An 18,121-nucleotide genomic window follows, 5' to 3' on the forward strand; every position below is an offset into this window, starting at 1 on the left:
ATACTGATTATTAACATAAAGCCTACACTGCAAATTATGCAATACTAGGCTAAATTTTACAGACTAGAACGAGAAGAATAATAGCTTTCTGTTCCCTTTTATTCATTTTTAACAAAATAGTCCTTCAAACCCAAAATGCTATAATAAACCCAATCAAACTAAGGGGGCACATTTATGTTGCACGGAACATGCATTCAATTTCACAAGTTTGGCAACCCAAAAGATGTATTACAAGTGGAATATAAAAATATAGAACCATTAAAAGGGAATGAAGTGCTAGTTCGTATGTTAGTTAGACCGATTAATCCGTCTGACTTAATTCCTGTTACCGGAGCGTATGCCCATAGAATTCTGTTACCTAACATACCTGGTTATGAAGGTGTTGGCATTGTAGAAGATGTAGGGGCTTTTGTTTCTAGAGAACTTATCGGCAAACGTGTTTTACCGTTACGCGGAGAAGGTACTTGGCAAGAATATGTGAAAACATCAGCTGATTTTGTAGTTCTTATTCCCGGTTCCATCGATGATTTCACAGCGGCACAAATGTATATTAATCCTCTTACGGCGTGGGTTACATGTACAGAAACGCTAAACTTACAACAGAATGATATTTTATTAGTGAATGCTTGCGGATCCGCTATTGGGCATCTTTTTGCGCAGTTATCACGAATTTTAAACTTCCGACTCATTGCCGTGACAAGAAATAATAAGCATACAGATGAGTTACTGCGCCTTGGTGCTGCATATGTAATCGATACTTCCACTGCCCCGCTTTATGAAACCGTTATGAAATTAACAAACGGGATCGGTGCGGATGCTGCAATTGATTCTATCGGGGGACCAGATGGAAATGAATTAGCTTTCTCCTTGCGTCCAAACGGGCATTTTTTAACGATCGGTCTTCTATCAGGTGTACAAGTTAACTGGGCAGAGATTGTCACGAAAGCAAAAGTGCACACGAACATATTTCATTTACGACATTGGAATAAAGAAGTGTCACCATATAAATGGCAAGAAACATTTCGCCATTTAATTCGCTTAGTGGAAAATAAGCAATTACGTTTTATGAAAGTACATTCTACGTATGACTTAGCGGATGTGAAAACAGCGGTTGATGTTGTGCAGTCTGCTGAGAAAACGAAAGGGAAAGTGTTTTTGACGAGTTATTGAATGCACATGAAGCGTATAACAAAGAACTACGTTTAAATAACAGTGTTTGTTAGAACTTCTTGTTTTAATTTATTTATCGTTCTCTGATGAGCACTATTTATTCAACATTTTCTTGACACAAAAAAGAACCCTAAAACCGTGTCAGGATAGGAATGTATACAATAATGCATAGATCGATAGAACAAAGAAAGGAGGTTCCCTTGTAAGGGGAAGATTCCTCCTTTTCCTTGCTACTGATAATGTTACGTTATGTTTATGCGATATTCATAAAATCCGAACTGTTCAATTTGTTAAGATTAAAAAACTATAGTTGAAATTCTTTCTTTATAATTTGAGCTACTTCAGCAGCATTTAGATTCGTATTATTGATCCTTATATAATTTTTCTCTGTAATTTCTCCTTCTCTTGAATTCAATCTAAAACTTTCAAATGTGCTTAATAAGTTCTGTTCAGATTGTTCAATATTTCTTTTCGTTGGCTTATGTTCAAGTCGATTAGGTGTTTTATTTCGTTGAAGTCTTTCTTCTACATCAGCTTCTAGTTCAACAAAATAAATATCAATTCCTTGGGAACGAAAAATATTACATATACTTTCAACATCATCCCAATCTTTCTTTTCATTAAACGCCCATACGTATGTAAAAATCATTCCATAATGTTCACTTTTTGAAAATGATTGAAATATTTCTTTTCGAAAGAGATGTGTTAATCGCCACATTTCCGGAGAGAATCCATACAGCGGCTCCAATAAATCAATTGTCATATGGTTATGAAATAATTTTAAATCAGTCATCTTTGCTAGTTCTTGTCCAACTGTCATTTTCCCAACTGCTTGTGGCCCAAATACCAAAACAAACTTTTTCATCGAATGCCCTCCAAAGAATACTAAGATATCAATTGCAAAACAAGAGATTCTGTAAATGTACCACAATCAAAATATTTTGTATAATCAATATATTTTTCTGTCCTTTGTATTAATAAAAATTATACCAAATATTCACCATTTGATATTCTTGGTATCACTCAAGAATATCAAAATTCACTCCAACACACACCCTAAAAATTTTTACATGTTAAAATTATCTCCACTCAAACAGGATATATTAAGATATGGTATTATTTAATTAAAAAGGGTAAGAAGATTCAAACATGTGGCTAATCACGGCAAATTGGGTAAGAAAAAATCAAATGAGGCTCAAATTTTATTAGACAGTTTCATACCGATAGGAATGTTTATTGGCTGTATAATCGGTTTGATTTTCGGCATGTTTTTCCCGGATTATTCACTTCTTGTAGTGAGTTTAGGATCCGGAATCGGCTATTTATTGGGGTTTTTCGCCTATGAAATTTATAGCAGGGCAGAAAACAACTTTTCCTAATCCCCTAAAAATAAACGGGACAGTACATAGTAGTCATCAAAATATGTACTGTCCTTTATTTTTGCATCAACGTTATCACCGTACCTTCCACATCCTATACACCTTTTTGATTGATTTTCCTCTCCTCCCTCTTTTGTATATTCGCTTTTTTGTTTTCATTAGATCTATACCCATAGTAAAGTAGAGCGCATGTAATAACTGAGCCTACAATGTATCCTAAAAAACATCCTAACCAAAACATAATATAGTCCCCTCCATTCATAATAAATTTTATGTAATATAACTCTTTACATGCTCAATCGTTTATTTCTATCAACTATACACTCTCTAAAGCTATTCATACTATTATTTCTCTTCTTACCTCAAATAACAATTTTATTATTTGTCATAAAGTTAACATTTTTCCATATTATTACTTTTATCTTCAAGAATAATATACTACATTTGAAATAAGCAGGCTAGTATATCAGCTCTTCTCCCTCTTACCTTTAGTTATGAACAAAAAAATCCCCTCAAAGTATAAACTCCAAGGGGTGAGCCTGTTTTTTATTTACTTATATACGTACAGCTGTACCACTTACAGCAACCATTAACATTCCATCACGAACAACCTCGTAATCTACGTCAACACCAACGATAGCGTTCGCACCTTTTTGTTTTGCAAGTTCTTTCATTTCATCCATTGCGATATCACGAGCTTCTTTTAGTTTACTTTCGTAAGAACCAGCACGACCACCGACAACATCACGAACAGAAGCGAATAAATCGCGGACAATATTTGCACCCATAATAGCTTCACCATTTACAATATCGATATACTCAATAATTTCTTTACCTTGAATTCCAGACGTTGTTGTTACAATCATGACTGACACGCTCCTAATAATTTGTAGTTTGAATAAGCTTTCTTATGTCTTTATTATGACATGGAACAAGTAACGAATCTATTGAATTACCTTACAGGAATGTGACAGTTTTGTAAGAATACAGCGACTATTTTGTTTAATAAAGCGCTTTAACATTAGGATACATAAACGATTCCCTATTTTCTTTCCAGTCGCGTTCTACTTCTTTAAAAGTTGGTCGTCCTAATTCTTCATTGTTTTCATGTTTACGAAACCATTTCTTCACATACTGATCTCCATTTTTATTTTGCACTGTACAAAGGAAACTATTACTACTATCTTTTAATATTTTTACAATCATGAACAGACACCTCTTTCCTTTTAAATCACGTAATAGAACTTGATCTCTTACTATAAGCCCTTCCTCTCTTATAGTCATACGACTCCTCGGTCGCGCCAAAGTTGTAAGATCAAAAACGATATTTACTTTGTTTACATTTTATTTAAAGAAATCAGAGTTATAAGCATTATACTTATCAAATATTTTATAGATTTCTAACTTATCATCTAATTTTGCATCTACTAAAATTAATATATTCCCATCGTAAATGTATTCTTCATATTTCTTAGCGTGTTCTTCTGGAATGCCTAATCCAATAAATGCTCCTATTAAACTTCCAGCTCCTCCGCCTATACCGGCTCCTCCAATAGCTGCTGCGATAGGTCCTGCTGCTACAATTGGGCCCAGTCCAGATACAGCAAGTACACCAAGGCCTGTTAATAAACCTCCAAGTCCACCTGCTACTCCTCCAGCTACAAGCCCTGTCGCTGAAAAGATATCTCCTTTATGTGCAGTTTCATGATTCACTTTCTCACCTGATTTTTCTTCCAGATGTTCAATTTCCTTTTGATCTTTCGCAATAGCTGAAATGTTATCTGCCGGGTATCCTTTTTCCTTTAATTCATTAATAACGAGTGCCGCATCATCAATTGTTGGAAAAACACCTACTATTTTTCTATCTACATTCATAACTATTAACCTCCTAAAGTTTTATATAGCGTATCTTTATTACTCTTCGTTTTTATATACACTAATTTTTTTATTCACATAACCATTTACGAAAAATGCTAATAATAAAAGGACTACAAGAGAACTACTTAACAAGTAAATGAAATCAAATGTAATATCCGTTATCATTTTATCCATATGTAACAGTCTCCTTTTTATTTAAAGTAAAAGTATATTTTTATAGACTAGAACTTTACAATTCATCTTCGGTCAATCTCTTTATGGTATATGTATACCCTTCTTACCCCTTTCTAAACGTAAAAAACTATAATTATATTTTTTCTTATTTATATGTTTAACATTTTTTAAAACGGGTACGTTTATATTGTTATGCTTATTATATGGAAAGGAAAATTACGATGAACGCCATTCACTCTACTACTATTCTTTATAATGAAACACCTACAATAACGCAGATTCATCATTTTTATGCTTTAATGACAACATTTCAAACGAATGTATTTATAAGTAAAAAAGGAACACTTACTTCTATTAAAAACTTAAGCACATTAGTATCATTTTTCCTTACTGTAAAAAAGAGAGAGCTTGTATTATTTATATTTGAAGGAATAGATGCAAAAAAAGCTTTAAGAACACTCTTTCCTTCTTAAAGGTTTTATTATCCCCTATTCCCTCGATTGTTACTTTTCATACATAGTTTTATACTTCAAAATGATTTCCTCTATTCAAAACGAGACCCCCTAATACAATAGGGGGATTTCTAGTTTAGCCCTATGAAAACTGATATAATATATATTACGTTTTTCATTCTTTAAAATAGAAAACTTTTAATAACCTTGAAGGTAGGAATTTTTAATGAAATCGGAAGCAAAATTTAGTATTCGCTACAAAATTATGGCTGGTTATTTAGTTATCATTTTGTTTTTACTTATTTCTTTTATTATGTTAAACAATCAGATTTCCAATTTACAAAAATCTCGCAATTTTATTATTGATCACGATTTTAAAGTTCTTAATTTAACGAACCAAGTGGAAAAAGACTTGCTAACAATTGAAAATAAAGCGAAAGGCTTTATCACTTCTAATGATGCAAATTACGTTCAATCCCTGAACGCCACGGAAAAGGATTATGAAAAACATTATCAAGATCTTTTTGCTCTATTAGAGGATAACCCTTCTCAGCAAGAAAAATTAAAGCAGATTAATGAAAACATTACTAGTTGGATTAATAAAGAGATTCATCCACTCATTACGAATAACAATAGTAATAACGTACAAGCAATCGATACGACTCAAATTCAATCATTACAATCGCAGGTAACTAACTTCCGTAGTGTAGAGGAACAACTAACGAAAAAAAGAGCTGCACAATTAGATACTGAAAATAATAAATTAGAGGTATGGTTATACAGTTTATTGTTCTTACTATCTTGTATTTCTATTATCGTTTCACTTTATATTTCCAATTCCATTACAAAAACAATTAAAAATGTAATTCAAGCTATTAAATCCATTTCTTCTAAAGAAAAAATTACGGAAAGAATTCATGTAAATACACATGATGAAATAAAAGATCTTGCTCATACAACGAACCATCTACTAGACGAAATATCGAAAAGAGAGTGGTTACAAACGGAGATTGCAGAATTAATTTTAATGTATCAAGGTGTATCTTCTATTGAGATGTTAGGTAACAAAATTTTGAGTGGCATTATACAAAAAACGCAAACTTCTTGCGGCGCGTTTTATGTACGTGAAGAAGTTGAAGAAACTGTCTACTTTGTGAAAAAAGCTTCTTTCGCCGATCAAGGTATTGATATTGGAAAACAATCTATTAAAATGGGTGAAGGTTTCATTGGACAGTCTGCTTTAGAAAAGAAAAGTTTTATTCTTAGGGACATACCTGAAGAGTTTCGTTACGTTACTACTGGATTATTAGAAATACGCCCTAAAAATTTACTAGTCATCCCTGTCTTATTTGAGGATGAAGTGATTGCAGTAATGGAGTTAGTAAGTGTAACTGACATTTCAGATTTACATCAAGATTTAATTCACCAAACTGTTGATAATCTAGGTTTAACAATCCATAGTATTATGGGACGTATGCGAATTCAAACTCTTTTACATGAATCACAAGCAATGACAGAAGAGTTACAAGTTCAATCAGAAGAATTACAAACGCAAGCGGAAGAACTACAAATGCAAGCCGAAGAATTGCGAACAACGAATGAACAGTTAGAATCTAGAACGGAAGAGGCTGAACAGAAGACAGCTGACTTACAAATTACTAAATTAGAATTAGAAGAAAAAGCAAGTGAGTTGTTACGTAGCTCAAAATACAAATCAGAGTTCCTAGCAAATATGTCGCATGAATTACGCACACCGTTAAATAGTATTTTACTATTATCTGAAATGTTAAAAGAAAATCATGATAATCATTTATCCGATGATGAAATTGAATTAGCAACCGTCATTCATTCATCAGGGAAAGATTTGCTTACTTTAATTAATGACATACTGGATTTATCTAAAGTAGAAGCCGGAAAACTAGATGTCATTTTTGAAGCAACGAACATAAGTGATATGGCTGCAAGTATGCAGCAAAACTTTTTACATATCGCTGCACAAAAAAATGTTGAATTTACTGTTGAAAACAGTGACACGATTCCTGATCTGTTTTATACAGATGCAAAAAGGATTGAACAAATTATTAAAAACTTATTATCCAATGCATTTAAATTCACGGAAAAAGGATCTGTCTCTTTACATTTCGATTCAATCGAAACAAGCAATTTAAGTGATGATATGCAATCTATAAGTAAAGACTGGATTACAATTTCAGTAAAAGATACTGGTATTGGTATTGCTAAAGAACAACATCAACTTATTTTCGAAGCCTTTCAACAGGCTGATGGCGCAACGATTCGGAAGTATGGTGGTACAGGCTTAGGATTATCTATTTGTAAAGAGTTTGCTAGATTATTAGGTGGTTGGATTACGTTACAGAGTCATGTAGGAGAAGGCAGTACTTTCACCGTATATATTCCCAACCTTCCAAATGGATTACATGATGTACAGTTATCCAATTTAGAAGTCGCAGCAACGATAGAAGACGTTACTCCTGATGAAGTTATTGAAGAAACTATCGTTCTCCCAGAAGCAAATAATGTCTTCCAAGAGAAAACTATTTTAATTGTCGATGATGATCATCGAAATATATTTGCATTACAAAATGCATTAAAAAAACAACATGCCAATATCATTACTGCACAAAACGGCCTAGAGTGTTTAGAAATACTAAAAAACAATACAAATATCGACCTTATTTTAATGGATATTATGATGCCAAATATGGACGGTTATGAAACGATGGAACATATCCGAATGAACTTAGGATTACATGAAATACCTATTATCGCATTAACTGCTAAAGCAATGCCAAATGATAAGGAAAAATGTTTATCTGCTGGCGCTTCAGATTATATAAGTAAACCATTAAATTTACATCAACTCTATTCGGTAATGAGTGTATGGTTAATAAAATAAGTGAGGTTTCGTTTCAGTGGAAAATAAGTATTATAATTTTGATCCATCAGTAGATACGGATAAGCGTACGAACTTAGAAATTGAATTACTATTAGAAGCGGTATTTAAACTATCGGGATTTGATTTTCGCCAATACGCTCGCACATCTATTTATAGGCGGATTTGTAATCGAATGCAGATTTCTAATATCCCTACCATTTCAAAATTAATTGAAAAAGTAATTCATGAGGAAGGGGTTTTAGAACAGTTATTAAATGATTTCTCAATCAATGTAACTGAGATGTTCCGTAACCCTATCTTTTTTAAGGCGCTAAGAGAGCATGTTATTCCTGAATTAAGAAAGCATCCTGAAATTAGAATTTGGCATGCTGGATGCGCAACTGGTGAAGAAGTTTTATCCATGTCCATCTTACTTCACGAAGAAGGGTTAAGTGAAAAAGCTGTTATTTACGCAACGGATATGAATACAGATGTGTTAGAAAAGGCAAAACAAGGAATTCTTCCATTAAATAAAATGCAAACTTATACGAAAAATTATTTACAAGCTGGCGGTACACAAGCATTTTCTAACTATTATTCAACGGATAGTCGTTTTGCTTATTTTAATCCTTCACTGTTACAAAACATTATTTTTGCACAACATAATTTAGTAACTGATCAATCTTTTAACGAATTTCATATTATACTTTGCCGTAACGTTTTAATTTACTTTACAAGTAAACTTCAAAACCAAGTACAGCAACTCTTTTATGAAAGTTTAGGTCACAACGGATTCCTATGTTTAGGAAATAAAGAAACTCTTCGTTTCTCGGATATCATGCCGCATTATACCCAATTTAATCCGAACGAACAAATCTATCAAAAAATACAATAAAAGCGTATGAAATCCTCTGTTTGGATTTCATACGCTTTTTATTTCGCATTCGTTTGTATCATAATGAGGCACATATCATCTGATTGCGCTTGTTTCTGTTCTTCCTTATAAAACCCTTCTATCTCTTCTTCTAGCTCTCCCCATTTTCTTTCTGTAAAAGTACGTAATTTCTCTTCAGCTTCAAATTCATCACTTGCAATTGCTTCAAGAACGCCATCTGTAAACAATACGATTTGAGCATTTTTCTCAAAAGGTATAACTGTCTTTTCAACTTTTATTTCATCAAAAAACCCTACCGCACAACTCCCGCGATTTAGTTCAACTACATTTGTTTCATCAACTAAAACATATCCAGAAGGATGTCCTGCATTTACATATTCAATCGTTCTATCTTCTGTATTAACTACTAAGTATATCGCTGTAAAATAATATGGAATATTGTCATTCTCATTATGTAAAAGAGTCATATATTTATTTAAGTCTTTCATAACGAGTTCTGGGTCGATTAAACTTTTAATCGTTTCACGTAATACAGACGAAATGAACATGCAAACTAAGGAAGCAGATACACCATGTCCCATCACATCTAATAATATAATACCGTAGCGGTTTTCATCGATTTTATACCAGTAATACATATCTCCAGCTAGTTTAAATGAAGGTAAGTAACTTGCTTCAATTTTTATATGCTCTTCTCTTAATGGGCTACTTAATAAGTTTCTTTGTACTTGCGTAGCTAAATCTAGTTCATTCCGAAGATTCTCTTCCTGTTCTTTATGCCAATTTAATTCCGATTTCAAGCGTAATGCTACACGCATACGCGCTAACAATTCAACCTTATTTATTGGTTTTGTAATATAATCCATTGCACCTATATCAAGTGCTTCAGCTAATTTATTCGCATCTTCTAAAGCTGTTACAAAAATAATAGGAATATCTTTAAACTTCTCCTCTTTTTGTAATCGCCTACAAACTTCAAGTCCATCAATTTCAGGCATCATAATATCTAATAGTATTAAATCTATTTCGTTATGCCTGGAAGAATCTTTTCCAAAATGGATGTATTCGAAAAGCTCTTGTGCAGAATTCAGCGATACAAGATCCTGATATCCGGCTTGTTTTAAAATCTTCTTAATTACAAAGATGTTAACCGGATTATCATCTACAATTAAAATGGACACAAGTGATTTCCCCTTTTCTTATATAAAATGTAAATCGATTATCATTTTCTATTTTTCTAGTATTACATACTCAGTTACAAAATGAAAATTTCCTACTCATACCTATTTTTTATACAGCAAAAGAACAAACCCCCAGAAATGAGAGTTTGTTCTTTCACTCTATAAATTTCCACTTTTAATTTAGCACCATTGCTTTATCATTTAAAAGACGATCCAATTCTTCCATATGATTGGTTTCATCTGCAATCATATCTTCTAACTTTACAACTAACTCTGTCATATTTAAATTCGCGGCTTGTTCTTTTCGCTTTTCATAACGCTTAATTGTTTCATATTCTGATTCTCTAGCATATTCTAACATTTCTCTAACATCTTCTGCTTGTTTCACTCGTAAAGGGATCGTAGTAGGTGTACCACCTAGCGTCTTAATTTTCTCCGCTAAATATAGGGCATGTCCTTGTTCATCACTAATTTCAGATTCAAAGAAAGGTTTTAACACTTGTCTATATATACCAGAAACTGTAGCTGCATTATGGTTATACATAATAATTGCTGAGTATTCTCCCGCTAAATCTTCATTCAATCCTTCGATTAGTTCTTTCACATCGTGTGACATTTCATATCTCCTCCTATACTTAATAAGTACCCCTTTTCTCATGTTTTAAACATCATTATTTAAAATTTTTTATGTATCTAAAAATGCGGCTTGTTTCAACTTACTTATCGCTTGTCTTTTAATACGAGAAACGTGCATTTGTGAAATACCTAACCGTTCCCCTGTATCTTTTTGATTTAAATTTTCTTCAAATATATAATGAATAACACTCTTTTCCGTTTCATTTAATACGTTAAAAATATCCTTTAAAACGAGACGCCTTTCTGTCTCTTCATATCCTTGCTCTACTTCACCTACAGATTCAATTCTCGCTACCGAACTTCCATCAGATGCATTTTCAACTACATCATCTAAGGAAGATACTCGATAATTATTTTTCGCATCCATAATTTCTAGCACTTCCTCTTCGGATAGTCCTAAATGATCCGCAATCTCTATAATTTTCGGTGAACGCTGCAAATGATCTGTTAGTTCCTCTATCGCAAGTTTAATTTTTCCGCCTAAATCTTTAATTCGCCTTGGAACGTGAATGCCCCAAGTTTTATCGCGTAAATACTTCTTTATTTCCCCTACTATCGTAGGTATTGCAAAAGGCTCAAAAGCATTCCCTATCGAATAATCATACCTTCTTATTGCGCCTAAGAGCCCTAACATGCCTACTTGTATAATATCCTCATGCATCGGCCCGCCTTTTGAATAGCGATATGCAATAGAATAGACAAGATTTTTATAATGATCAACTAACCTTTCCTGCGCTTCATCACATTGGTTTTGTTGAAATTCTGCAATTAGTTTAATAACGTCTTCTTTAGTAAGATTCGTAGGTTGAGATTGGATTTCCATCATTCTCCACCTGCTCTCTTTGTATATATTTTGTCATTAAAACTGTCATGCCCTCATCATGCATGATTTGTATATCATCCATTAACGTATTGATTAAATATAAACCTAAACCATTTTCCGGCAAATGTTCTACAGGTTTACTAATATCATACGGACCAACTTTCCTTTTTAAGTTATTAAAATCAAAGCTAACCCCATTATCAGCAACCATAATTTCTAATCGATTTTCATATAGCCCAAAGACAATTGCAATTTCTCCAACGTCTTCTTTGTATGCATGTTGTACAATATTTGTACATGCTTCACTAATAGCAATTTTCATATCTTCTATATCGTCATAAGCAAAGCCCATTCGATTCGCAACACCAGCCATCGTTAAACGAATAATAGCCACATATTCTGCCTTTGCAGGAATTTTCATTTCTATCTTTTCAAATCTCTCCATCATCCCTAGTCACCTTCTTTCTACTTTTTCAAAATCGGAATTCAAATTTAATATTTCTGTTAACCCTGTAATATCAAATAATCTTTTTAACCTTTTAGATACACCAATAAACTCTAGTTTTCCATCATTTTTCTTAACTGCTTTTAATAGTGCTATAAAAACACCTAAACCAGTACTATCCATATAATCTACCTTATTAAAATCTACGACAATATGAACCTCTTTTTCGCTTGCAATAGGCATGATCTTATTTTTCAAATCTGATGCTGTATATGCATCAATTTCACCATTAAGTTGTACCGTATAACCTACATCATTTTGCAAAATATTTATTGCCAAATTCATCATTTCCGCCCCCTTATCTCAAACTACTACTATGTTAATTACCCATAAAAATTAGTTTTAAACATATTTTTTTATTTTTATTATAAATAAATTTTCTATATCTTTCTCAGCTTAACACTAAAAAAATAATACCAAATGTTTAAACCTTATAAATTTGTGTATGTATAATGTATAAACATTATTTTTAGGGGGATCTATCTATGGAAGAGCACAACTTTAAAAAGGGAGATTTCGTTCAATTTTCTTATCGACACGATCATGCTACAAAATTAGTTGGTTCCATTATTAACATACTAACGAATACGATTGTAGTTGATATAGGTAATAACGAGGACTTATCTCATATAGAACCTCGGCAGGTCGTAAGAATAAATAATTGTAAAAAAGTAACGATGGTTTAATACATAATAGAAAGTGTAATTTCAATGAGCGGGGGACCTTCATCTCCCGCTCATTCCTATGCAAAATACATAAAAAAAGCATCCAAATTATTTGAATTGGATGCTTTTTTTATGTATTTTTACGAGCTTATTAACTTTATAGTCGCATATGACAAACTTAAGATTACCATTCATTATCATACTTACGCTTTCCGTAGCATTCTAGAGAAGAATGTAACGATTAAAATAAAGACAATTGCACCTAATAACGCTGGAAGAATAAAGATGCCTCCCCATTCAGGACCCCAATGACCAAATAACGCACTACCTACCCAAGATCCGATTAATCCGGCAATCACATTACCAACTATACCTAAAGGAAAGTCTTTTCCCGTAATCATTCCAGCTAACGCACCAATAAGTCCACCTACAATACACGTAATAATAAGTCCCACAATTAACCCTCCTATATTCGTTTTATATTGTATTTATCAAGCTTTGGTATGGAACCAAAGCTTGATAAATATGTATTACTCCTTATTATCCAACCCATCACTTATCTTTTGTTTCACTTTTCCGACTTTTTCTTTTATCGTTCCCTTCGTCTTGTCCCACTTCCCTTCATTTTTCAACTTTCTATCTTCTGTAACTTCACCAATTCCTTCTTTTACTTGTCCCTTTGTCTTTTCCACTTTACCAGTAATTTGTTCTTTTAGTCCGCTCTCACTCATATTTCCCATCTCCTTTTCGTAATAGATTTATAGATTTACAGGATACAAATTTAAATAGAATACATGCATCTTCTTTCTTGTAACCATTCACCGACTCTCTCTAAATCTTTAACGAATAACAAGATTTTCCCTTCATCCAGCTTTTCTTCGTAGAAGTTCGCTTCTTCCTCATTAAGTCCTAACTCCTGCATCTTATTTCTTAACTGATCTCCCGTTTTTTGAAAGACGTTAATAATACTTGTCCCAAGTCCCTCCTCTTGTATACCAATTGTATTCACGTCTGCATTGTCTGCGATTCTATCTGTCCTTTCTTTCTCGTGTGTTAATACGTAAATATCTTTTTGGTCTATTCCTTTCTTCACTAGATCATTCGCCGCATTCATGACCTCTTTCTCCGTAATAAATTCATATACAAAAGGTTTCCTATACTTCGTTTCCATCTTTAACTTCCTCCTTTAAAATGAATTATTTGTTATATTATATGTAGTACACCTATTTTCGAAATGTTAAACATAAAATTTGAAAAAAAATGAAAAGGAGAGTACATATGCACTTTCGTCTAGAGCTATTTGTTGAAGATTTGCAAAGGTCTATTCGTTTTTATGAGGAAATCCTTACCCTTGTATTCTCAAAAAAGAATGCGACTGGTGCAAAGATTAAACTAGGGGATTTTTCTTTATTATTGACCCCTGATTATATTCTCAATGAAAATCATTATTTAAAAACAGGTGGACTGAATCCAAAAGGTAAAGGTGTTGAGATTATCATAGTTTTTGATAATATTGAACAAATATACCAACATGTATTAGAAAAAAATTATCCAGTGGAATCTAACCTTAAAATGCAATCTTGGGGAATGAGGGATTTTCGTATTGTAGACCCTGATGGTTATTATTTAAGGTTAACCTCCTCTTGAATTTACTCTATCCCAAAACTAGTAGAATAAATCTACTTACAATAACTACCTAAATTAACAGAAAATTGTTATAATTAAACGTAAGGAGGGATACTATGAAAAAAATCATATCTATATGTACTCTAACCGCTCTATCTTTCACTTTAATAGGCTGTGCCAGTACCTCAGCTACAGACAAATCTCCACAAGCTAAGCAAGAACATACACAAACTACCTTTCAATTAAAATCCGCAAATATTACAGACATTGAAATACTTAGCACAATAAATAACAACGTTTCAAAATCTCAAACAGACAACGAAGAAATGATACAATCTATCGTTTCCGCAGTTCAAAAAGGCACGCCTAAAACAATCACTTTAGATCAAAAAAAGCGAGAATCGGCACATTCTACTATTACCGTTACATATAAAGATGACACAAAAGAAGAATTTCTTGTATGGGTTGATAATAATGAGAAAATTACGATTGCTAAAGATGAGAAGAAGGATAAAGTTGAAGGTGTAACAGTGAATATTAAAGATGTGAAAATGATGAAGGATTTCTTTTAAAATTTTAATATAATTGATGTTAAAAAAGAGTAGGATGTAATCCTACTCTTTTTTAATCTTGTCCAATAAATAAACTTTTATAAAAGCTATTTAAGATCTAATTTTGCTAAATCATGTTGTAAAACATTATTTCCTTCTTGTGGGTTAAATACTATTGCACTAAGACCAAAAACATTCGTAACAACATCTCTATCTTTCGAACGAATGATTCTTACTTCATAAGCAAAAACACCTGAAGGAAGAGCTGCTGAACGAAAAGTAACACGTCGATTAGGTGCCAATGTTTGTGTTGAAGGGTCTACTAATGGTAACAATACCGGAGAACCCGATGACCAATCAAACATTTCAACAGTTACTGTATGAGTATCATCTGGATCAACATTCATAGCTTCCACAGTAAGAAACAACGTAGCGGAATGTCTACGTAATACACCCGTTGACAAAGTTTCATTGTGGTGTTTATGATGTTTTTCAGGAGGATGATCATAGCCATAACTCATACCAATCCCCCCTTTCATTTACAATTAAGGATAAGTATTCCTTACAATATATAATGCTAGCATTATTTTAATGAAAGGTATAAAAGCGGATTTCTATCTGTGTTTTTGGAAATTTTATTCCCCACTTATTCCCTATTAATAAATAATATAGATTCTCCTATTTTGTCCTTGAACTCCTTCAAAGAATAAATCTATTTTGAAAAGAACCTGCTCCATTCATAAATACATAAAGTAAATGGAATCCGTTAAAACACATAATTGATCCTTTGTTTTCCCCCTCCTATTTAAAGGAGGAACTGTTCTCGGCTTTGGTGATAGTTATGGCTTCGCGGGAGGATTTGCTTTATTAGTTGTATTGTTTATTTTATTAATCATCGTTGGAGCTGCTTGCTTCTGCTAAAAAACTATTGGAAAAGACATGCGATATGCAGAAATTCAAGTGTAACTAATACTTTAATGATGTAATATTACATTCGCCCCCAAAATGAACTTCGATGCTATAAAAAAGATAAAGTATTCATTTATACAACCTTAGCTTGATAGCAATATCATGAGTTCCCATCCCAGACAAACTATTTAACATCTCAATAATTGCTATTGCAGAAAAGTACAACAAGCTGGACAACATAGATTTCAAACTGTAAGATTAGATGTTGGTGAAATCGGACAGCAAAGTATATATAGAAAATAGGTGTTAATTTTGAAAATCAATAAAAAATTTGAACCGATAATTTTTAATCTCTTTATGATTTTAGGTATATCTAGTATTATCTCTTTCGTCATGGTTTCAATGAATGTTGGGTATACAGCTTTATTTCTCAAATCATGGATAAAAACATGGGCAATTGCTTTCGTGCTTGCATTTTTAGCTTCTAAATTACTACCCTTTGTAGTGAAAAGGATAATGAAAATATTCATATTTGTTGAGAAGGATGCTTAAAAATAAAGTGATGTACTACTCTAGTTCATTTAAATGAAAAGAAATAATCATCACAAAACTTAACCTAGTAAAATGTTTCAACTCAAAGAAAGGTACTTGAAAAGTTGTCTTTTCTTTATATGTTAAAAAAGCTCGCCTATTCCCGTAGGCGAGCTTTATCTTTATTACACAATAAGAAATTATACTCTCTTTTTCTCGGAAAATTTATGTAATTTTACATATTCATGAACATACATGTTTTGATGGACTTTATCTATATACTCATGGTAGTAATCCATTGAAAATGTATCTTCTTGAAAGCGAAACTCTCTTTTAGAAAAAAGAAAAGACACCCTAAAGTGCCTTCCTCCGACTTGAACCATCTTAATTTTAATAATATGTATTGGACTCCCATCCAACTATTATTTTACCACATTAAGTTGTTTTATTTATTGAGAAATATAATAGTTTATTTATGCTGGTCGTCTGTATGAGTTCTTTTTGTAGTCCATGCAGCGATTAACAAGAGAACAATAGCCGTGATAACACCTAAAAGTCCTTTCTTGAGCCACATGGATAATGCGGCATTTGTGCCAATGGCTAGAAACATAAGCATTACTGTGTATTTATGAAATCTCATTATAAGCAAACTCCTAGTGGAACTGCTCATAAGAAAATTTTACCATTCATTTATCACGTAAAAAATGGTATTAAATAAAATTTAGATTCCTTATTTACAATTAAAATCTATATTTTTAAAAATGATATAGAAGAGGGCATGAGTAAAATTATGCACTAAGCCAATGTGATACTATCTCCGAAGGAAATACCGTATTGCAGAGTAAAAACATTGTACTTCCTAGTGGAGTGAAATTCAGTGTTATTTTTATAACTCTCCATGTTTCCATTCTTTATTATGAATATCTAATCCTTCTTGACCAAAGAAATGGAGAATAAATTCTTTTTCATCACTAACAGTTTTTTTAGCTAGTTTAGATCCTTCCATACTTTGCTTTGTTCCAGAACGTAAATAATGAATTTCCCTAAAGTCTTCAACTGCAGATTCGAAATTTCCATCGTACCATTTGTTCAGAATAGATTCATATTTGGGTCTTTCATCATTATTGATAACATTTAAGTTGTTTTTTAAGTATTGAATGTTTTCTTTTATCATTTGAAACCGCCCTACATCACGAGTACCAGAAACATGAAGATTATTCCCATTGAATGTGAGTTTTTGTAAAGACATATGTATCATCATATCATTTATCGTTTGCTCGTTTTGGATTTCACCAATCGACTGTGCCGCTTTAGATAATTCATCTTCACTTACTACATAACTATCTTTTTGTTGCTTTTGAATGGTTTGAACTTTCAATTTTTCCTGAACCTTTTCTTCTTGTTTAGGTTTTGATTCAGTTGCAGCCTTCTCATTTGAGCTACAAGCAGCCATTCCCATAAGCAATGTACTGCATGTTAACGCCGTAAGTAACTTTCGTTTCATTTTTTCACGCCTATCTGTATTGGTTATTTTAAATAGATTTTTTAGAATGTAAGATTTCTCATCTCATAGTAGCAAACAATTCGTTTGTATATTGTCATGTTTTGTCGAAGGATAATAAAAAACACCCTATGGTGCCTTTCTCCGGCTTGAATTATCTTAATTTTAATAATATGTATTGGACTCTCATCGCCTATCAAGCTAAGAAAATACAACTACCCCAGAACGAGATTGTATCCTAACTTACAATAAAAAAGTTCATTTTTTCGTTTTGGGGTAATTTAAAATTTTTAAGTTAATAGGCACAGGGCACGCTCTATAAAGCAGATTTTTTGAACGGTGTAACATA

At 32.5% G+C, this 18,121-nt stretch carries 24 protein-coding genes and 2 pseudogenes; 10 read left to right on the plus strand and 16 right to left on the minus strand.

Translation table 11 applies throughout. The annotated features are described in order from the left end of the window. Positions 1-174: 174 nt before the first annotated feature. Complete coding sequence (locus MR147_RS09525; RefSeq protein ID WP_242303962.1) at positions 175-1,170, plus strand: zinc-dependent alcohol dehydrogenase family protein; 996 nt, start codon at positions 175-177, stop codon at positions 1,168-1,170. Positions 1,171-1,474: 304 nt separating this feature from the next. On the opposite strand, the gene MR147_RS09530 is transcribed toward MR147_RS09525, so the two are convergent. After that, entirely contained in the window at positions 1,475-2,035 is a 561-nt protein-coding gene (locus tag MR147_RS09530) for an AAA family ATPase (RefSeq protein ID WP_242303963.1), read from the minus strand. Positions 2,036-2,324: 289 nt separating this feature from the next. Between MR147_RS09530 and MR147_RS09535 the strand changes: the two are divergent. Continuing rightward, positions 2,325-2,549, plus strand: a pseudogene (locus tag MR147_RS09535) (hypothetical protein); the annotation flags it as partial. A gap of 554 nt (positions 2,550-3,103) precedes the next feature. Here MR147_RS09535 and MR147_RS09540 read toward each other — a convergent pair. From MR147_RS09540 to MR147_RS09555, 4 genes are all read right to left on the minus strand, one after another. After that, on the minus strand, positions 3,104-3,415 hold the full coding sequence (locus MR147_RS09540) for a YbjQ family protein (RefSeq protein WP_000637511.1): 312 nt from the start codon (positions 3,413-3,415) through the stop codon (positions 3,104-3,106). 136 nt (positions 3,416-3,551) lie between these two features. Next, positions 3,552-3,755: a DUF4028 family protein gene (locus MR147_RS09545; RefSeq protein WP_000635850.1), complete on the minus strand. Its 204-nt coding sequence runs from the start codon at positions 3,753-3,755 to the stop codon at positions 3,552-3,554. A gap of 138 nt (positions 3,756-3,893) precedes the next feature. Then, a complete protein-coding gene (locus tag MR147_RS09550) occupies positions 3,894-4,424 on the minus strand; it encodes a general stress protein (RefSeq protein WP_242303964.1) in 531 nt (176 codons plus the stop codon). 39 nt (positions 4,425-4,463) lie between these two features. Then, positions 4,464-4,601, minus strand: coding sequence for a hypothetical protein (locus MR147_RS09555; protein WP_000359816.1), 138 nt, complete (start codon positions 4,599-4,601; stop codon positions 4,464-4,466). 221 nt (positions 4,602-4,822) lie between these two features. Between MR147_RS09555 and MR147_RS09560 the strand changes: the two genes are divergently transcribed. From MR147_RS09560 to MR147_RS09570, 3 genes are all read left to right on the plus strand, one after another. Further along, entirely contained in the window at positions 4,823-5,074 is a 252-nt protein-coding gene (locus tag MR147_RS09560; protein WP_139302877.1) for a hypothetical protein, read from the plus strand. A 205-nt stretch (positions 5,075-5,279) separates the two neighbouring features. Further along, positions 5,280-7,970, plus strand: coding sequence for an ATP-binding protein (locus tag MR147_RS09565; protein ID WP_242303965.1), 2,691 nt, complete (start codon positions 5,280-5,282; stop codon positions 7,968-7,970). A gap of 16 nt (positions 7,971-7,986) precedes the next feature. Next, a complete protein-coding gene (locus MR147_RS09570) occupies positions 7,987-8,844 on the plus strand; it encodes a CheR family methyltransferase (RefSeq protein ID WP_074609744.1) in 858 nt (285 codons plus the stop codon). A gap of 38 nt (positions 8,845-8,882) precedes the next feature. On the opposite strand, the gene MR147_RS09575 is transcribed toward MR147_RS09570, so the two are convergent. From MR147_RS09575 to rsbV, 5 genes are all read right to left on the minus strand, one after another. Further along, complete coding sequence (locus MR147_RS09575) at positions 8,883-10,025, minus strand: fused response regulator/phosphatase (RefSeq protein WP_242303966.1); 1,143 nt, start codon at positions 10,023-10,025, stop codon at positions 8,883-8,885. 175 nt (positions 10,026-10,200) lie between these two features. Then, entirely contained in the window at positions 10,201-10,641 is a 441-nt protein-coding gene (locus MR147_RS09580) for a ferritin-like domain-containing protein (protein WP_000017761.1), read from the minus strand. A 69-nt stretch (positions 10,642-10,710) separates the two neighbouring features. Further along, a complete protein-coding gene (gene sigB / locus MR147_RS09585) occupies positions 10,711-11,487 on the minus strand; it encodes an RNA polymerase sigma factor SigB (protein WP_011181534.1) in 777 nt (258 codons plus the stop codon). After that, the gene (rsbW, locus tag MR147_RS09590) at positions 11,450-11,932 is read right to left on the minus strand and encodes an anti-sigma B factor RsbW (protein ID WP_000970576.1); all 483 of its coding nucleotides are present in this window, start codon (positions 11,930-11,932) and stop codon (positions 11,450-11,452) included. Before rsbW ends, sigB begins: the two co-directional genes overlap by 38 nt. A gap of 6 nt (positions 11,933-11,938) precedes the next feature. Beyond that, positions 11,939-12,277, minus strand: a complete 339-nt coding sequence (gene rsbV / locus MR147_RS09595; RefSeq protein WP_029437717.1) for an anti sigma b factor antagonist RsbV — start codon at positions 12,275-12,277, stop codon at positions 11,939-11,941. Between the two features lie 197 nt (positions 12,278-12,474). On the opposite strand from rsbV, the gene MR147_RS09600 reads away from it, so the two are divergent. Then, positions 12,475-12,675 (plus strand): hypothetical protein, encoded by a 201-nt coding sequence (locus tag MR147_RS09600; protein WP_000390995.1) that lies wholly within the window; start codon positions 12,475-12,477, stop codon positions 12,673-12,675. Positions 12,676-12,857: 182 nt separating this feature from the next. Here the strand turns inward: MR147_RS09600 and MR147_RS09605 are convergent, their stop codons facing one another. The 3 genes from MR147_RS09605 to MR147_RS09615 form a co-directional block, all read right to left on the minus strand. Continuing rightward, positions 12,858-13,109, minus strand: coding sequence for a GlsB/YeaQ/YmgE family stress response membrane protein (locus tag MR147_RS09605; RefSeq protein ID WP_000522902.1), 252 nt, complete (start codon positions 13,107-13,109; stop codon positions 12,858-12,860). 75 nt (positions 13,110-13,184) lie between these two features. Continuing rightward, positions 13,185-13,385, minus strand: coding sequence for a CsbD family protein (locus MR147_RS09610; protein WP_000004269.1), 201 nt, complete (start codon positions 13,383-13,385; stop codon positions 13,185-13,187). 50 nt (positions 13,386-13,435) lie between these two features. Next, positions 13,436-13,825, minus strand: a complete 390-nt coding sequence (locus MR147_RS09615) for a YflT domain-containing protein (protein WP_000448798.1) — start codon at positions 13,823-13,825, stop codon at positions 13,436-13,438. A 107-nt stretch (positions 13,826-13,932) separates the two neighbouring features. On the opposite strand from MR147_RS09615, the gene MR147_RS09620 reads away from it, so the two are divergent. Together MR147_RS09620 and MR147_RS09625 are read left to right on the plus strand one after the other, a co-directional pair. Then, positions 13,933-14,301 (plus strand): VOC family protein, encoded by a 369-nt coding sequence (locus MR147_RS09620; protein ID WP_074609753.1) that lies wholly within the window; start codon positions 13,933-13,935, stop codon positions 14,299-14,301. Positions 14,302-14,396: 95 nt separating this feature from the next. Then, entirely contained in the window at positions 14,397-14,852 is a 456-nt protein-coding gene (locus MR147_RS09625; RefSeq protein WP_074609754.1) for a hypothetical protein, read from the plus strand. Between the two features lie 86 nt (positions 14,853-14,938). Here MR147_RS09625 and MR147_RS09630 read toward each other — a convergent pair whose 3' ends face one another. After that, on the minus strand, positions 14,939-15,352 hold the full coding sequence (locus tag MR147_RS09630; RefSeq protein WP_000120198.1) for a hypothetical protein: 414 nt from the start codon (positions 15,350-15,352) through the stop codon (positions 14,939-14,941). Between the two features lie 316 nt (positions 15,353-15,668). Here MR147_RS09630 and MR147_RS09635 point away from each other — a divergent pair. Together MR147_RS09635 and MR147_RS09640 are read left to right on the plus strand one after the other, a co-directional pair. After that, positions 15,669-15,752: pseudogene (locus tag MR147_RS09635) on the plus strand (YjcZ family sporulation protein); the annotation flags it as partial. Positions 15,753-16,052: 300 nt separating this feature from the next. Beyond that, the gene (locus tag MR147_RS09640; RefSeq protein WP_000700215.1) at positions 16,053-16,292 is read left to right on the plus strand and encodes a DUF2798 domain-containing protein; all 240 of its coding nucleotides are present in this window, start codon (positions 16,053-16,055) and stop codon (positions 16,290-16,292) included. Positions 16,293-16,740: 448 nt separating this feature from the next. On the opposite strand, the gene MR147_RS09645 is transcribed toward MR147_RS09640, so the two are convergent. Both MR147_RS09645 and MR147_RS09650 read right to left on the minus strand, forming a co-directional pair. Further along, positions 16,741-16,911, minus strand: coding sequence for a hypothetical protein (locus tag MR147_RS09645; RefSeq protein WP_242303967.1), 171 nt, complete (start codon positions 16,909-16,911; stop codon positions 16,741-16,743). Between the two features lie 246 nt (positions 16,912-17,157). Beyond that, positions 17,158-17,775, minus strand: a complete 618-nt coding sequence (locus MR147_RS09650) for a DUF6241 domain-containing protein (protein ID WP_000823726.1) — start codon at positions 17,773-17,775, stop codon at positions 17,158-17,160. Positions 17,776-18,121: the final 346 nt, after the last annotated feature.

The sequence above is a fragment of the Bacillus cereus group sp. BfR-BA-01350 genome (genome assembly GCF_022663775.1).
In the GTDB taxonomy this organism is placed as follows: Bacteria; Bacillota; Bacilli; order Bacillales; family Bacillaceae_G; genus Bacillus_A; species Bacillus_A paranthracis.

Bases quoted from the DNA above. Each gene is read 5' to 3' on its own strand.
- MR147_RS09525 (WP_242303962.1), top strand. From the start codon at position 175: ATGTTGCACGGAACATGCATTCAATTTCACAAGTTTGGCAACCCAAAA.
- MR147_RS09530 (WP_242303963.1), bottom strand. From the start codon at position 2,035: ATGAAAAAGTTTGTTTTGGTATTTGGGCCACAAGCAGTTGGGAAAATG.
- MR147_RS09540 (WP_000637511.1), bottom strand. From the start codon at position 3,415: ATGATTGTAACAACAACGTCTGGAATTCAAGGTAAAGAAATTATTGAG.
- MR147_RS09545 (WP_000635850.1), bottom strand. From the start codon at position 3,755: ATGATTGTAAAAATATTAAAAGATAGTAGTAATAGTTTCCTTTGTACA.
- MR147_RS09550 (WP_242303964.1), bottom strand. From the start codon at position 4,424: ATGAATGTAGATAGAAAAATAGTAGGTGTTTTTCCAACAATTGATGAT.
- MR147_RS09555 (WP_000359816.1), bottom strand. From the start codon at position 4,601: ATGGATAAAATGATAACGGATATTACATTTGATTTCATTTACTTGTTA.
- MR147_RS09560 (WP_139302877.1), top strand. From the start codon at position 4,823: ATGAACGCCATTCACTCTACTACTATTCTTTATAATGAAACACCTACA.
- MR147_RS09565 (WP_242303965.1), top strand. From the start codon at position 5,280: ATGAAATCGGAAGCAAAATTTAGTATTCGCTACAAAATTATGGCTGGT.
- MR147_RS09580 (WP_000017761.1), bottom strand. From the start codon at position 10,641: ATGTCACACGATGTGAAAGAACTAATCGAAGGATTGAATGAAGATTTA.
- sigB (WP_011181534.1), bottom strand. From the start codon at position 11,487: ATGATGGAAATCCAATCTCAACCTACGAATCTTACTAAAGAAGACGTT.
- rsbW (WP_000970576.1), bottom strand. From the start codon at position 11,932: ATGATGGAGAGATTTGAAAAGATAGAAATGAAAATTCCTGCAAAGGCA.
- rsbV (WP_029437717.1), bottom strand. From the start codon at position 12,277: ATGATGAATTTGGCAATAAATATTTTGCAAAATGATGTAGGTTATACG.
- MR147_RS09600 (WP_000390995.1), top strand. From the start codon at position 12,475: ATGGAAGAGCACAACTTTAAAAAGGGAGATTTCGTTCAATTTTCTTAT.
- MR147_RS09610 (WP_000004269.1), bottom strand. From the start codon at position 13,385: ATGAGTGAGAGCGGACTAAAAGAACAAATTACTGGTAAAGTGGAAAAG.
- MR147_RS09615 (WP_000448798.1), bottom strand. From the start codon at position 13,825: ATGGAAACGAAGTATAGGAAACCTTTTGTATATGAATTTATTACGGAG.
- MR147_RS09620 (WP_074609753.1), top strand. From the start codon at position 13,933: ATGCACTTTCGTCTAGAGCTATTTGTTGAAGATTTGCAAAGGTCTATT.
- MR147_RS09625 (WP_074609754.1), top strand. From the start codon at position 14,397: ATGAAAAAAATCATATCTATATGTACTCTAACCGCTCTATCTTTCACT.
- MR147_RS09630 (WP_000120198.1), bottom strand. From the start codon at position 15,352: ATGAGTTATGGCTATGATCATCCTCCTGAAAAACATCATAAACACCAC.
- MR147_RS09645 (WP_242303967.1), bottom strand. From the start codon at position 16,911: ATGAGATTTCATAAATACACAGTAATGCTTATGTTTCTAGCCATTGGC.
- MR147_RS09650 (WP_000823726.1), bottom strand. From the start codon at position 17,775: ATGAAACGAAAGTTACTTACGGCGTTAACATGCAGTACATTGCTTATG.